The 14370-nt window shown below is 53.0% G+C and carries 12 protein-coding genes and 1 pseudogene; 8 read left to right on the top strand and 5 right to left on the bottom strand.

The annotated features are described in order from the left end of the window. The first annotated feature begins 6 nt into the window (after positions 1–6). Positions 7–1242 carry an MFS transporter gene (locus tag ACRDD5_RS02540; protein WP_438675828.1) on the top strand — a complete coding sequence of 412 codons (1236 nt, stop codon included), beginning with the start codon at positions 7–9 and terminating at the stop codon, positions 1240–1242. A gap of 37 nt (positions 1243–1279) precedes the next feature. Here ACRDD5_RS02540 and ACRDD5_RS02535 read toward each other — a convergent pair whose 3' ends face one another. Both ACRDD5_RS02535 and ACRDD5_RS02530 read right to left on the bottom strand, forming a co-directional pair. After that, positions 1280–2092, bottom strand: coding sequence for a Cof-type HAD-IIB family hydrolase (locus ACRDD5_RS02535; protein ID WP_438675827.1), 813 nt, complete (start codon positions 2090–2092; stop codon positions 1280–1282). After that, a complete protein-coding gene (locus ACRDD5_RS02530) occupies positions 2082–3299 on the bottom strand; it encodes an MFS transporter (protein WP_438675826.1) in 1218 nt (405 codons plus the stop codon). The genes ACRDD5_RS02535 and ACRDD5_RS02530 overlap by 11 nt, the downstream gene beginning before the upstream one ends. An 81-nt stretch (positions 3300–3380) precedes the next feature. Between ACRDD5_RS02530 and ACRDD5_RS02525 the strand changes: the two genes are divergently transcribed. The 6 genes from ACRDD5_RS02525 (at position 3381) to crtB (ending at position 9712) form a co-directional block, all read left to right on the top strand. Then, positions 3381–3923, top strand: coding sequence for a TetR/AcrR family transcriptional regulator (locus ACRDD5_RS02525; protein WP_271282149.1), 543 nt, complete (start codon positions 3381–3383; stop codon positions 3921–3923). Positions 3924–4197: 274 nt separating this feature from the next. Further along, positions 4198–5118, top strand: coding sequence for a polyprenyl synthetase family protein (locus tag ACRDD5_RS02520; RefSeq protein ID WP_271282148.1), 921 nt, complete (start codon positions 4198–4200; stop codon positions 5116–5118). Further along, positions 5115–6143 (top strand): type 2 isopentenyl-diphosphate Delta-isomerase, encoded by a 1029-nt coding sequence (fni, locus tag ACRDD5_RS02515; protein WP_438675825.1) that lies wholly within the window; start codon positions 5115–5117, stop codon positions 6141–6143. The genes ACRDD5_RS02520 and fni overlap by 4 nt, the downstream gene beginning before the upstream one ends. Next, positions 6143–7318: a lycopene beta-cyclase CrtY gene (crtY, locus tag ACRDD5_RS02510; RefSeq protein ID WP_438675824.1), complete on the top strand. Its 1176-nt coding sequence runs from the start codon at positions 6143–6145 to the stop codon at positions 7316–7318. The genes fni and crtY overlap by 1 nt, the downstream gene beginning before the upstream one ends. Then, on the top strand, positions 7311–8789 hold the full coding sequence (locus ACRDD5_RS02505) for a phytoene desaturase (RefSeq protein ID WP_438675823.1): 1479 nt from the start codon (positions 7311–7313) through the stop codon (positions 8787–8789). Before crtY ends, ACRDD5_RS02505 begins: the two co-directional genes overlap by 8 nt. Next, the gene (gene crtB / locus ACRDD5_RS02500; RefSeq protein WP_438675822.1) at positions 8786–9712 is read left to right on the top strand and encodes a 15-cis-phytoene synthase CrtB; all 927 of its coding nucleotides are present in this window, start codon (positions 8786–8788) and stop codon (positions 9710–9712) included. Before ACRDD5_RS02505 ends, crtB begins: the two co-directional genes overlap by 4 nt. Here crtB and ACRDD5_RS02495 read toward each other — a convergent pair. Beyond that, positions 9651–10175, bottom strand: coding sequence for a sterol desaturase family protein (locus ACRDD5_RS02495; RefSeq protein ID WP_438675821.1), 525 nt, complete (start codon positions 10173–10175; stop codon positions 9651–9653). The two genes, crtB and ACRDD5_RS02495, sit on opposite strands and share 62 nt — an antisense overlap. A 491-nt stretch (positions 10176–10666) precedes the next feature. Here ACRDD5_RS02495 and ACRDD5_RS02490 point away from each other — a divergent pair, with 491 nt between their 5' ends. Next, positions 10667–11593 (top strand): hypothetical protein, encoded by a 927-nt coding sequence (locus tag ACRDD5_RS02490; protein WP_438675820.1) that lies wholly within the window; start codon positions 10667–10669, stop codon positions 11591–11593. Between the two features lie 143 nt (positions 11594–11736). On the opposite strand, the pseudogene ACRDD5_RS02485 reads toward ACRDD5_RS02490, so the two are convergent. Together ACRDD5_RS02485 and ACRDD5_RS02480 are read right to left on the bottom strand one after the other, a co-directional pair. Continuing rightward, a pseudogene (locus tag ACRDD5_RS02485) lies at positions 11737–12767 on the bottom strand (phage integrase). A gap of 85 nt (positions 12768–12852) precedes the next feature. Beyond that, complete coding sequence (locus ACRDD5_RS02480; protein ID WP_438675819.1) at positions 12853–14367, bottom strand: KAP family P-loop NTPase fold protein; 1515 nt, start codon at positions 14365–14367, stop codon at positions 12853–12855. Positions 14368–14370 lie beyond the last annotated feature (3 nt).

The following is a 14370-nucleotide window of genomic DNA, read 5'->3' as shown; positions in this document are numbered from 1 at the left end:
GACTCCATGCAAAACCGTTCTTCTGCCGGCACTCGTCTTGGGCGCCAGGCGTTGCTGTTCCCCCTGTGTCTGGTGCTTTACGAATTCTCCACCTATATCGGCAACGATATGATCCAACCCGGCATGCTGGCGGTAGTGGCGCAGTACAACGCCGGGATCGAGTGGGTACCGACCTCAATGACCGCCTATCTGGCGGGGGGCATGTTTTTACAGTGGCTGCTCGGGCCGCTGTCGGATCGTATTGGCCGTCGTCCGGTGATGCTGACCGGGGTGGTGTGGTTTATCGTCACCTGCCTGGCGACCCTGCTGGCGCAGTCGATTGAGCAGTTTATGGTGCTGCGATTCCTGCAGGGCGTCAGCCTGTGCTTTATCGGCGCCGTCGGATACGCCGCAATCCAGGAATCCTTCGAAGAGGCGGTGTGCATCAAAATCACCGCCCTGATGGCCAATGTGGCGCTGATTGCGCCTCTGCTTGGCCCGCTGGTGGGGGCGGCGTGGGTTCACGTCGCGCCGTGGGAGGGGATGTTTGTACTGTTCGCAGTACTGGCGGCCATCTCGTTTTATGGCCTGTACCGTGCGATGCCTGAAACGGCCACCCGTATTGGCGAAAAACTGTCGATGCAGGAGCTGGGGCGCGACTATAAAGCAGTGTTGAAAAACGTGCGCTTTGTGGCGGGCGCGCTGGCTATCGGCTTTGTCTGCCTGCCGTTACTGGCGTGGATTGCCCAGTCGCCGGTAATCATCATCAGCGGTGAGAAGCTCAGCAGCTACGAATACGGCCTGCTGCAGGTGCCAATCTTTGGCGCACTGATTATCGGCAACGTGGTGCTGGCTCGTCTGACCTCCCGCCGGACCGTGCGCTCGTTAATCATCATGGGCGGCTGGCCGATTATAATCGGGCTGGTGGTGGCTGCAGTGGCAACGGTAGTGTCGTCCCACGCTTATCTGTGGATGACCGCCGGGCTCAGTATCTATGCGTTCGGGATTGGGCTGGCGAATGCCGGGCTGGTGCGCCTGACGCTGTTTGCCAGCGATATGAGTAAAGGCACGGTGTCGGCGGCGATGGGAATGTTACAGATGCTGATTTTCACCGTCGGAATCGAAGTGAGCAAGCATGCGTTCAGTAGCGGTGGGAACGGGCTGTTCAGCCTGTTTAACCTGATAAACGGCATCCTGTGGCTGGCGCTGATGGTGGTGTTCCTGAAAGACAAGCAGGTCGGCAGCGCGCTGCAGCCGGACTAATGCAGCAGGCCGGGTTTCTGCCCGGCCTGCCAGACGCTTAATGGAACGGGGCTTCCTGGTTCAATACTTTATCGATCACCGCCAGCACCCCTTCGTCGTTGTTGTGCGGCGCTTCAAAGCGGGCCACGGCTTTGATGCTATCTCTGGCATTTGCCATTGCAAAGCCAAACCCGGCCTGACCCAGCATCTCAATGTCGTTCCCGCTGTCGCCAAAGGCGACCACTTCACTGTCTTCAATTCCCCACAGCTTTTGCAGCAGGCTCAGGCCATTGGCTTTGTGAACACCCGGTAGAATCAGGTCGATACTGCCGTACCCGGTGGCCACCGGCACCATAATATCGCTCAGCTTCTCGTGGATCATTGCCTGAATGCGCGGGATCTCGTCGTCCGGTACGTTCAGTCCAAATTTAAAGAAGATGTCGTTGAAGTGCTCAAAGTTATCCACCTTTTCCAGACGATGGTAATACTTCGCCGCGAGATCGTGGAACACTTCGCCGTAGGCTTTCAGGGTGTAGGCGCTGCCTTTGCCGCAGGCGATCACTTCCACTTTGGGTATTGCACAGAGGAAGGCCGACACGGTGTCGAACTGGGCCTGGGTCAGCTCGCCGTTGAAGACATCTTCCCCGGCGTTGACCACCCAGCCGCCGTTTTCGGCGACAAAGGCGATCTCATGGGCGATCTCCGGGAAGAAGGAGATCAGCTGGTAATACTGGTTGCCGCTGGCGACCACGAACCGTATGCCCTGTTCCTTCATCTGCGCATACTGGCGCAGAAAACGCGCGCGATTGTACTCTTTCGCATCGTTCAGGAAGGTGCCATCCATATCAACTGCAATCAGTTTAACGCTCATATCCATTCTCCATGGCAGATTTAACCTGCGAATCCGGTTTGGCAACCGCCCGGGCCACCAGGGCGGCAATCATCACTAATCCCAACACCACCAGCATGGCGCTGCGCAGCCCGTAATGTTCGCCGAGGAAGCCCAGCAGCGGCGGGCCGACCAGGAAGGCGAGGTAGCCGGTGGTGGCCACTACGCTGACGCGGGTTGGTGCATCCGGGCCGGTATCGCTGGCGGCGGAGATGGTCAGCGGGAAGCCGAGCGAGGCGCCAAGCCCCCACAGAATAACCGAGACGCCCGCCACCCAGTCGACATCGACAAAGATGATTAACGCAATGCCCAGCCCGCCCATCAGGGCGCTGGCGCGTACCACCGCGACCCGGCTGTAGCGGTCGATAAACCAGCCGCCGGTAAAGCGCCCGACGGTCATGCCGAGCGTAAACCCGGCGTAAATCAGCGAGCCGGAGGTCGGGCTAAAGCCGTGACCGTCCACCATCAGCAGCGGCAGCCAGTCGTTGGCGGAGCCTTCGGCAAAGGCCATCGCCAGCACCACTACGCCAATCAGCATCAGCTGCATATCGCGATAGAACGGTAATCCTTTCTCACCCGCTTTGGCCTCATCCACCGGGTTCTTGCCGGTGCCGTCCGGGATATAGACGATGCCCAGCAGGATGGGGGCAATACAGACCAGCGCGGCCAGCAAAATATGGATATTGGCGGCGATGCCCGAGGCGGTCAGCGCCATCCCGACGCCCGCGCCCGCCAGCGTACCGAGGCTGTAAAAGCCGTGCATCATCGGCAGCACGGTTTTGTTCATCTCGCGCTCGATGGTGGCGCCTTCGACGTTGATCGCCACTTCTGCGGCCCCAAAACTGCCGCCAAACACCGTCAGCCCAAGGGCGAAAATTAGCGGCGAGGTCATCCACAGCGCTGCGCTGAGAATAATCATACCCAAAACCGCGCAGCACATGGTGGTGCGAATCACTTTCCGGGTGCCGAAACGCTTAACCAGCCAGGCCGAACAGAGGATGCCGCTCATCGAGCCGATCGACAGACCAAATAACACGATACCCATTTCCGCCGTCGAGACCGACAAAATATCGCGGATAGCGGGGGTACGCGTGGCCCAGGAGGCCATTAACAGACCGGGGATAAAAAAGAACATAAACAGCGCCCACAGGCGCCGCTGCAGAATTTTGCGCGATGAGATGACGGTCATGATTGCAACACCAGAAGGAAAACACTGACGACAACACTAGCAAGATTGTGTACATTTGTACATAAATGCGCTGAGGTAAAAATGAACAGAAGACCGAACGATCCGTTGCGGCGGGAAAGGATCCTGCAGGCCACGCTGGATACCATCGCCGAGCACGGCCTGAACGCCGTAACCCATCGCAAAATCGCCAGCTGCGCCGGGGTGCCGCTGGGGTCAATGACTTACTATTTTGCCGGGATGGATGCGCTGCTCGAAGAAGCGTTCACCTGGTTTACCCAGCAGATGTCGGTTCAGTATCGCGAGTTCTTTGCAGGCGTCAGCGGCCCGGAAATGGCCTGCGATTCCATCACGACCCTGATTTACAGCTCCGAAGTCACCACCCCGCGCAGCATGGAGTTGATGTATCAGCTTTACGCATTTATGAACCGCAGCGCGTCATTAAAAGCCGTGATGCAGGACTGGATGAAAACCAGCCAGACCACGCTTGAGCAGTGGTTCGACCCGGTCACCGCCCGCGCGCTGGATGCCTTTATCGAGGGGATGACGCTGCATTTTGTCACCGACCGACAGCCGCTCACGCGTGAAGAGTTAAGGGCGATGGTGGGGAGGATTGCGGGGGAGTAAAGCGTTAAATGCATTTTGCGGCGCCGGGGCCATGCCGTCGCCGGAACGGCAGTGCGTCGTAAAATCTCTACAAATGTAAATTCCTGTGCAATTTATCCCATAGGGTAAATCGTATCTCACTGTTTTTAATTCACTTAAAGTCCCCTGTTAGTTTCTCTTCTCCTGTCGGGCAACAAAACGCAGAGGGATACGCTACGCTTTTTAACATCACCCTGCGGCAAGCGTTTTTACCTCTATCTGCGGAAGTCGCTACCCTAACACCGGGGAAGTCCCTATGACCCTTAGTCATGAAGATGATGTCAAAATGCTGCTGTCTGCGTTTGAACGCCGTCTTGAACAGCTGTTGCCCGAGGGCGAGCAAGAGGGCCAGGTCTACGCGGCCATGCGTGAAGCTACGCTGGTCGCCGGCAAGCGAATGCGCCCCTTATTGCTGCTGTTGGCGGCAACGGATATGGGCTATAAAACCGAGCAGACGGGCGTACTGGATCTGGCCTGCGCCATTGAGATGGTGCATGTGGCCTCCCTGATTCTGGATGACATGCCGTGCATGGACAATGCCATGCTCCGGCGCGGACGCCCGACGGTGCACTGTCAGTATGGCGAACACGTCGCGATACTGGCGGCGGTGGCGCTGCTGAGTCACGCTTTTTGCGTCATCTCCCGCGCGCCTTCGCTGACGCCTGAGGCAAAAGCGCGGGCCATTGCAGAGCTCTCGGCTTCGGTGGGGCACATGGGGCTGGTGCAGGGACAATTTCGCGATCTGAATGGTGCCCGGCAGAGCCTGAATACCGATGAGATCCTGCTGACCAATGAGTTGAAAACCAGCAGCCTGTTCAACGCGACTCTCCAGCTGGCGGCCATTGCGGCCGAGGCTTCGCCCCAGGTCAGCGAACGTCTGCACTTTTTCGCCCGCGATCTTGGTCAGGCCTTCCAGCTGATTGATGACCTGACGGACGGTTCAACATCCACCGGCAAAGATCCCCATCAGGATAAAGATAAATCGACGCTGGTGGCGGTGCTCGGGGCAGAAACCGTATTCCTGAGACTGCGCGAGCATGTGCGCAGCGCCGATCAGCATATTGCCACCGCCTGTCAGCCGGGAAATACCGCCCGGCACTATGTTCACGCCTGGTTTGAAAAACAGCTGATGCTGATCAGCCACAGTTTGTCGTTATCCCCGTCGGAGTGCCAATGAGCAGCCTGTCGCAACGTAAAAGCGATCATCTTGATATCGTCCTGAACAGCGCACCCGGCGCAAAAAAGTGTACTAACGGTTTTGAAAAATGGCGCTTTGGGCACTGTGCACTGCCTGAACTGCATCTTGATGATATTGATCTCTCGACCTCGCTGTTTGGCCGAACCCTGAACGCACCGCTGCTGATAAGCTCAATGACCGGTGGCACCCGACGAGCAAGCCAGATCAATCAGCATCTTGCCCTTGCCGCTCAGGCGCTGGGGCTGGCGATGGGGGTGGGCTCCCAACGGGTGGCGCTGGAGAGTGAGGCCAATTATGGTCTGACGCGCGAGCTGCGCGCCTTTGCCCCGGACGTGGTGCTAATGGCCAACCTCGGCGCGGCGCAAATCGCCGGTCGACAGGGCATCGACTATGCCAGACGTGCCGTAGAGACTCTTGCGGCCGATGCGCTGATTATCCACCTCAACCCGCTGCAGGAGGCGCTCCAGCACGGGGGCGATCGCAACTGGTGCGGGGTGATCGACGCCATTCAGCGCACCGTCGAGGCGCTGCCTGTGCCGGTGGTGGTAAAAGAGGTGGGCAGCGGGCTTTCGGTAACGGTTGCCCGTCAGCTGGCGGCGGCGGGCGTGGCGATGCTGGATGTCGCCGGTGCTGGCGGCACCAGTTGGGCCAAGGTGGAGGGGGAACGCGCCATCACTGCGCATGACCGGGCGGTAGCGATGGCCTTTGCCGACTGGGGGATCCCGACCGCGACGGCGTTACAGGATCTGCATCAGGCGCTGCCCGACATGCCACTGGTAGCCTCGGGCGGGATCGCCAACGGCATAGAGGTGGCCAAAGCGATCCGCTTAGGCGCCAGCGTGGTAGGGCAGGCGGCGGGGGTGCTGCAAAGCGCGTTAACGTCCAGTGAAGCGGTGATTGACCATTTCCAGGTGATCATTGCCCAGCTGCGTGTGGCCTGTTTCTGCACCGGGAGCGCCAACCTGGCGCAGCTGCGTCAGGCCCCGCTGGTGGCACAATCCTGATGGTGCCAACGTGGGATATTATATTCGCGGGCGGCGGGCTGGCGAACGGGCTGATCGCGTTACGGTTACGACAACAGCGCCCGGAACTGCGCGTGCTGATTCTTGAGGCCGACAGCAGGCCGGGCGGAAATCACACCTGGTCGTTTCATCAGGACGATATTACTTCAGAGCAGCACCGGTGGCTTGCGCCGCTGATCGCCCATCGCTGGCAGGGGTACGACGTCCGCTTTCCCGCATTTAACCGATCACTGGCCGGTGACTATCTCAGCATCACTTCCGCGCAGTTTGCCGCCGCGCTGACCGACGCATTCGGGGATAGCCTGCAAACCCATGCCGTCATTACCGCGCTCACCCCGGAAACGGTCACGCTTGCCGACGGCACAACTCTTCGGGCCCGGGCGGTGATCGATGGCCGGGGCTATACGCCGGACAAACATCTCAACACCGCCTGTCAGTCATTTCTCGGCCAACAGTGGCATCTTCGCCAGCCCCACGGCCTGACGCGGCCCATACTGATGGACGCCACGGTCGATCAGCAGGGCGGGTACCGTTTTGTCTATACCCTTCCGCTTTCTGCCACTGAACTGCTGATCGAAGATACTCACTATATTGACGCCGCCCGGCTGGATCTCGATGCCGCGCGGCACAACATTGCTGACTACGCCCGCCAGCAGGGATGGGTCCTGGATAATCTGATCCGCGAAGAGCAGGGCCAACTGCCGATTATGCTGGCGGGTGATTTCCCGGCGTACTGGCAGGCGCGGGATAAACAGCCGTGCAGCGGCCTGCGCGCCGGGCTGTTTCACGCCACAACCGGCTATTCCCTGCCGCACGCGGTGGCGCTGACAGATGCCATTGCCGCAAGCGCGGAGATCAACGCGGCCGCGATCTTTGCCGTTATTCATTTGTATGCCCTGCGCCAGTGGCACGCGCAGCGTTTTTTCCGCACCCTGAACCGCATGCTGTTTCTGGCGGGGGATGCCGATAAACGCTGGCGGGTGATGCAGCGTTTTTATTCTCTTAACGAAGGGCTGATTGCCCGCTTTTACGCCGGGCAGCTGACCCTGGCGGATAAAGCGCGGATTCTGGCAGGTAAGCCCCCGGTTCCCGTCGGCGAAGCGATGCTCGCCATACTGAAACTCACTCCCCGGATGCGAGCGTTTCACCATGAATAAAACAGTGATTATTGGCGCCGGTTTTGGCGGATTAGCGCTGGCCATTCGGCTGCAGGCGCAGGGCATTAACACCCTCCTGTTGGAGCAGCGGGATAAGCCCGGCGGGCGCGCTTACGTTTATCACGATAACGGGTTCACCTTTGACGCCGGGCCGACGGTGATCACCGATCCCAGTGCCATCGACGAGTTATTTACCCTGGCCGGAAAACTGATGAAGGATTATGTCGAACTGCTGCCGGTGACGCCTTTTTATCGCCTGTGCTGGGAGACGGGCGAGGTGTTTGATTACGACAATGTTCAGACGCGGCTGGAAGAGCAGATAAGCCGTTTTAATCCGCGCGACGTGGAGGGGTATCGTCAATTTCACGCCTACTCGCGGGAAGTATTTAAAGAGGGCTATCTCAAGCTCGGTACGGTGCCGTTTCTCTCTTTTCGCGATATGCTCCGCGCCGGGCCGCAGCTCACTCGTCTGCAGGCCTGGCGCAGCGTCTACGGTATGGTCTCGCGCTTTATCGAGAACGAACAGCTGCGCCAGGCGTTCTCTTTTCACTCCCTGCTGGTGGGGGGCAACCCGTTCGCCACCTCGTCCATTTATACCTTGATCCACGCCCTTGAGCGTGAGTGGGGCGTCTGGTTTGCCCGCGGCGGCACCGGGGCGCTGGTGCAGGGGCTGGTGAAGCTGTATCAGGATCTGGGCGGTGAGTTGCAGCTGAATGCTGAAGTGACCCGGCTGGAGACAGAGGGCGAACGCATTTGCGCCGTGGAGCTAAAAGATGGCCAGACGATCCCGACCGCGGCGGTAGCGTCTAACGCCGACGTGGTGCATACCTATGAAAAGCTGCTGGGGCATCATCCGGTGGGCTCGGCACGTGCAGCGTCGCTCAAGCGCAAACGCATGAGTAATTCCTTGTTTGTGCTCTATTTTGGCCTTAACACGCAGCACAATCTTGCGCACCACACGGTCTGTTTCGGGCCGCGCTATAAAGAACTGATCGACGATATCTTTCATAAAAATGCGCTGGCAGACGATTTTTCGCTCTACCTGCACGCTCCTTGCGTCACCGATCCCTCTCTGGCGCCGCCGGGCTGCGGCAGCTATTACGTGTTAGCGCCGGTGCCCCATTTGGGCACGGCGGATCTCGACTGGGACGTTGAGGGGCCGCGCCTGCGCGATCGGATTTTTGCTTATCTTGAGGCCCATTACATGCCGGGATTACGTAGCCAACTGGTAACCCATCGCATCTTTACGCCTTTTGATTTTCGCGACCAGCTTGGCGCCCATCTGGGTTCCGCCTTTTCCATCGAACCGATCCTGCGCCAGAGCGCGTGGTTTCGACCGCATAATCGCGACAGTCGGATTGCCAATCTTTACCTGGTCGGGGCCGGAACTCATCCTGGAGCCGGTATTCCCGGGGTGATCGGCTCGGCCAAAGCGACGGCAGGGTTAATGCTGAAGGCGCTTTCCCGATGAACACCACCCTGATGGATCACGCAACCGACACCATAACCCTGGGGTCAAAAAGCTTTGCCACGGCGGCGAAGCTTTTTGACCCCGCGACCCGACGCAGCGTGCTGATGCTCTACGCCTGGTGCCGCCACTGCGACGACGTTATCGACGGCCAGGAACTGGGGTTTAACGCCAGTCCCGTGGACAGCGCACAGGCAGATTTGCGTCTGGAGATGCTCAAAAGCCAGACCCTGCGTGCATGGGAAGGGGGAGAGATGCGCGAGCCCGCCTTTGCCGCCTTTCAGGAGGTCGCACTGGGCCACAACATCCCGCTCCAGCTGGCTTACGATCATCTTGATGGCTTTGCCATGGACGTGCGTGAGACGCGATACGAGACCTTCGAGGACACCCTGCAATACTGCTATCGCGTGGCGGGGGTGGTGGGGTTAATGATGGCCAGAGTGATGGGGGTGCGCGATGATGCCGTGCTCGACAGGGCCTGTGATTTGGGCCTGGCGTTTCAGCTGACCAACATCGCCCGCGATATCGTCGAGGATGCCCGGGTTGGCCGCTGTTATCTGCCGGGTCAATGGCTGGCAGAGGCGAACATCCACCCTGAGGCGATTGCTGAACCCCAAATGCGCGAGCCCCTTGCGGGACTTGCCCGGCGGCTGGTGGCAGAAGCCGAGCCTTACTATGCCTCTGCCCGGCAAGGCCTGGCCGGGCTGCCGCTGCGATCCGCATGGGCGATTGCCTCAGCGCACGGGGTGTATCGTGAGATTGGCGTGAAGGTAAGCGCGGCAGGCCCTCGCGCCTGGGATAAACGGCAGGGAACCAGCCGTTTTGAGAAGGCGGGATTACTGCTGAAAGGGGCTGGGCTGGCGCTTACTTCTCGTTTTGCGACACAGGCCCCGCGTCCGCCTGAGCTTTGGCAGCGACCGCGCTAGCCTTGCGCTGGCGTAACGTGGCCTGCAATTTCTCTATCGGCGGCGCATACAGGAAACCAAAGGAGACGCAGTCCTCTTTGCCCCGCACTGCATGATGCAGACGGTGCGCCAGATAAAGGCGCTTGAGATAACCCCGACGCGGGATATAGCGAAACGGCCAGCGCTGATGCACCAGCCCATCGTGCACCATAAAATAGAGCGCCCCGTACAGCGTCATCCCGGCACCGATCCACTGCAGCGGCCACAGGCCCCAGGTCCCGAGGGCAATCAGCGCAATCGCCAGCATGGCGAACACCACCGCGTACAGGTCGTTCACCTCAAACCAGTGGGTGCGCGGCTCGTGGTGCGACTCATGCCAACCCCATCCCCAGCCGTGCATGATGTACTTATGCGCAAGGGCGGCGACTAACTCCATCGCGGCAACGGTTAAAAGCACGATCAAGGTGTTGTATAGGGCGAGCATGGTGCTCCCTGGGGTTGGGTTTCAGGTTTTAAGCGTAACACTTAAATGGGGGAAGGGTGGGAACGGGCAGGCTGGATTTTTGCCTGAACGGTAGGTAACAAAAAAACCATTTATGTAAACGGGTTAGTGAAAACAATGACTTGCAAGATAATCAAAAAGTTAGGTTGGTGGTAAGGAGTGGCGATTACGGGGTATTGCCAACCGCTGTCGCCACTTTGTAGCCACTCGACTTGAAGAACATCACTACTTGAATGCCCTACCACTTAATTTTTTTTAATATTTATTGTCATAAATTTGGGTTACGCGAAGAAAAATTTTTCCTTGTACATGCCGTATGAGTCACAACTGAAGGTAAGTGAATATGATATGATGATCTAATATTTTGCAAAAATAGTATTTGACATATGGCTAAGAAATAACTAATTTTTTCCTGTGAAAATCAACTGTTTCCAATGAATCATAAACTCATATGAGAAGTGTGAATTATAATCATGAAGCTTTTATTAATAACTAATTCAAAAGAACCTAACTTAGGTTACCTTGTCACTAAAAATACTAAAAAAGACTTTTTGGAAATTTACAAAGAAAATTTAAATAAGGAAAGCTTTTTTCAGTTCATGTTTAGCAATTCCATGCTCAAATCTGGTTATACATACTTATTTCAAGATGACTTCGAATTGCAGACTATAAAAATAGACAAACCTAACGGCCAAGGTGATATTTGGTCTAGGATAATGTTGAGTTCTCTTATAATAAATAAAAAGACAATTATTTCGGGGCGTGTAAAATACGACGATCCTATATTTAAAGGTTTGTTTAAAACAGATAATCATTTTCAAGAAGTGATTAAGTCTTTACCTTCAACTGATTCTGAGATCTTCATTTGCGATATCGATTCTGTGAATTTTAATTACTATGAGGAGATTTCGTCGGTTGGGATTTATGTAGTCAATGCTGGAAAGATTATTCCCTCGGTTAACTATTCAGATCAAATGTGGTCGTATATTAGAGAAGGGATAATTAATGTATTTGGAAATCTTAATGCAAAAAAAATTCATATGATGGATGAAACTACAGCACAGGCTAATGCGAATATCAGTTTAACAAATGAACTTAAGAAGCTTTCAGCAGAAATAGGTCTAAATTTCGATAGGAAATCGACATATAGTTTATATTCTGAATTAAACGGAACTTTAGATACTCTAAAAGCGGAACAATCACTAAGTTCATTAGATCTAGTACCTTCATTGCGCGCATTGGCAAAACAGATGATAGATAATCCAAATCAGTTGAGGAAAGTAAATCATAATTTATCCCTAGATATTTCTTTTGGCATCGATGTAGGGTTGTTGACTAGGTTACAGGGTTCATTTGAAGGTGGATATAATAGGTTGTTTAAACTGGAAATGGATTTTTAAGTGATTAATAAAAGGGAGTTGAAGTTAAATGTATTTAAATTTAATAAGTTAACTCCTTTCTGTTTAATAGAGAGGGGGCAACGAAAAGTGAAATTGATGTCATTTCAAAAGAAAGAACTTCATGAAGATTATGGCCATATTTATTAATGTTCTATATCACTTTTTGGTAATGTTGCTAACTGATTGAATCGCATAGCAGTTTCAAGATGATCAGGAGCTAGATGAGCATAGCGCATTGTCATCCTGCTGTCGTGGTGCCCAGGATTTTCTGCAGAGCAAGAATGTTTCCACCCGTCATCATAAAATGAGCAGCAAACGTGTGACGCAGAACGTAGGTTAGCTGCCCGCGTGGAAGCACGATGAAAGTTTTGACCATCACAGACAAAAACTGGAAATAGCAGTCAGTAAAGAACTTGAAGCCGTCCATGGCAATGATTTCCTCATACAGCTCTTTGCTGATTGGAATACTGCGGTTCTTCTTGCCTTTGGTCCTGACGAACGTGATTCGGTACTTTGCGACCTGGGAGCGGGTGAGGTTCACTGCTTTGCGCCAGCGTGCTCCGGTACATAAGCAGATTTTGACGACAAAAGCGAGTAGGGCGCTTTGGCGTTGACAATCGTACAGAAGCTCAGTGATTTGTTCATGCGTTAGCCAGGCCATTTCTTTTTCGGCAATGGTGAACTTGCGCATGTTCTCTAGCGGGTTCGGTGCTGTCCATTCTCCAAGACGAACCAGTTCACTAAAAACTCCGCTGAGATAGCTTTGCTCAAGGTTAATAGTTACCAGGCTGGCACCTTTCTTCCACTTCTCACTGAAATAGATTTCACCCGTCAGGCGTTTGTCACGGTAATGCGCGAACAATTTGGAACTGAGAACTGTAGCAAGAGGGCTTCCGAGTGCATTGACCATCAGGAGCAGCTTGTCGTAAACATGCTCGCCAGCAGTCAGGGATTTGCCGTGCAGTTTGAACCAGAGCTCAACAACGTCTTTCAGAGTCCTACGGTCCACCGAATCACCCAGCCAGGGCTTAGCCTCAGCCTCATCCATCGTGTGACGCTCAAAGGCTAATGCTTCGCCTTTGGTTGCGAACTGTTTACGCACACGACGCCCACTGCGTCCGGCGGGGTAGCATTCGCAAATCCATTTTCCTGTGTCGAGTTTTCGTACTGCCATAAAAAATCCCTCATGTCTGAGGGCTAAATTTAACTGTGTATTTGAACAGTGTTCAATGTGTGATTTTATAATTTTAAATATTTACTTAATCAAATGAAGTGGCCAACTCTATGAATTCTATATAGTTTTTTAAGGAGTAAAGCTGTAAATCATGTTCTCTTTCCAAAAGGACGCCATTGAGATATTTAATTGTATCCTCACCATTCGAAGGTACAGTGGAGAAAGACATTAAGGAGTTTAAACCCGTTCTTCTAATATCAATTTTCAGCATGTGGATATTAGTTATGAAGTAAATTGCATGTGTTAAATAACTAAGGAATGTAATGTCAATTTCTGACGCAACTTCAGATATTGATATTCTCATATTTGCACTTCTGTAATAGTAATTTATACCTAATGAATTTTTCCTTGTTTCTAAAGCTAGATTGATCACGGATTTAGACACTCCCTTCAAATGTCGGCTTTCTTTTATTAGGTCGGGTAACCTATTCTCATTCTTGCTTCGCCCAATTAAAGAATCAATTATAGAGCGATCTTTATCATAGATAATCATTAAGGTTAAAAGGAAAATATAATCTAATTTTTTCTTGAGCAAATCAGATTCCATCAGATCTATTAACCTTTCAACGTTACGAATTGAATCTCTGAGATTTAGTTCGAAAGCCTCAAACACTGCTGAGATATTTGAGGAAAAGTTCACGACAGTAGATGTTATAGGATATAATTGAAGAGCTGATTCACTATAACGGTTACCTAGCCTTTCCTGAATTATCCCATTAATTAACACATTCATTTCTGGTGTTTTTAATGTAAAGCGCCTATGAAAGAAACGTCCTAAATAATCATTTGCTGAAAAATCACTTCCGTAGATATTTTTAATTGAATGTTGTAATTGATCTGTATCTGTCGCAATTATAAAAACAAAGTTAGGAATGTCGAAAATATGTTTTACGATCTCAAGTAAAGAAATTGCGTAGTCTGGTCTGCATCTGTCTAACTCATCAATGAAAATGAATATGGGACTTGAAAAACCTTTATCAAATGCCAATCTTGACCACAGAGCAAGCTCTTTTTTCAAGCTAAGAATGCTTTTTAGTTTTTCTTGGTGTTCTTTCAGCATCAATTGGGATGCTTCTTTAGCTATATCACCAACGCTTTCTACTCCGGTATATTTTTTCATGAGGCCAGATAGAATTACGGGGATCACACCTTTGGTAAATCGACCAATAGCTTGACCGCACTCTATCAAACGAGCGTCAAGATCACCTGCATATTTCTGAAGTTGTTGTGATAATGAAGAAAATAAAGTTAGGAAAGCATCGTCAGAAAAATCTTGTTTCCATGCATCTATATATACACAGGGATGAACTTTTGCTATTGAATTATAGAATCTTTTTATAAAAAAGCTTTTTCCTGCTCCCCATTCAGCATTTAGATTAATGACGGTGTTATTAACGCGGCCTTTATTTTCGAGATAAAAGTAAAGGTATTCAGCGTACATTCTTCTATCTAGCTTATCCTCTGAAAAAAATTCATCCTCTCCATTCAATGAAAATGTGGTTTGTTCATTCCAGCGCCAATCGAATTCTCCACGTTCCAATTT

The sequence above is a fragment of the Silvania sp. genome, from assembly GCF_051656365.1.
Taxonomy (GTDB): domain Bacteria; phylum Pseudomonadota; class Gammaproteobacteria; order Enterobacterales; family Enterobacteriaceae; genus Enterobacter; species Enterobacter hatchlandensis.
This window is presented reverse-complemented; position numbering and strand designations above follow the sequence as displayed.

What these genes read in the sequence shown, in the direction of transcription:
- ACRDD5_RS02530 (WP_438675826.1), bottom strand. Translation starts at nt 3,299, where the DNA reads ATGACCGTCATCTCATCGCGCAAAATTCTGCAGCGGCGCCTGTGGGCG.
- ACRDD5_RS02520 (WP_271282148.1), top strand. Translation starts at nt 4,198, where the DNA reads ATGACCCTTAGTCATGAAGATGATGTCAAAATGCTGCTGTCTGCGTTT.
- ACRDD5_RS02490 (WP_438675820.1), top strand. Translation starts at nt 10,667, where the DNA reads ATGAAGCTTTTATTAATAACTAATTCAAAAGAACCTAACTTAGGTTAC.
- ACRDD5_RS02495 (WP_438675821.1), bottom strand. Translation starts at nt 10,175, where the DNA reads ATGCTCGCCCTATACAACACCTTGATCGTGCTTTTAACCGTTGCCGCG.
- ACRDD5_RS02540 (WP_438675828.1), top strand. Translation starts at nt 7, where the DNA reads ATGCAAAACCGTTCTTCTGCCGGCACTCGTCTTGGGCGCCAGGCGTTG.
- ACRDD5_RS02525 (WP_271282149.1), top strand. Translation starts at nt 3,381, where the DNA reads ATGAACAGAAGACCGAACGATCCGTTGCGGCGGGAAAGGATCCTGCAG.
- crtB (WP_438675822.1), top strand. Translation starts at nt 8,786, where the DNA reads ATGAACACCACCCTGATGGATCACGCAACCGACACCATAACCCTGGGG.
- ACRDD5_RS02535 (WP_438675827.1), bottom strand. Translation starts at nt 2,092, where the DNA reads ATGAGCGTTAAACTGATTGCAGTTGATATGGATGGCACCTTCCTGAAC.
- crtY (WP_438675824.1), top strand. Translation starts at nt 6,143, where the DNA reads ATGGTGCCAACGTGGGATATTATATTCGCGGGCGGCGGGCTGGCGAAC.
- ACRDD5_RS02505 (WP_438675823.1), top strand. Translation starts at nt 7,311, where the DNA reads ATGAATAAAACAGTGATTATTGGCGCCGGTTTTGGCGGATTAGCGCTG.
- fni (WP_438675825.1), top strand. Translation starts at nt 5,115, where the DNA reads ATGAGCAGCCTGTCGCAACGTAAAAGCGATCATCTTGATATCGTCCTG.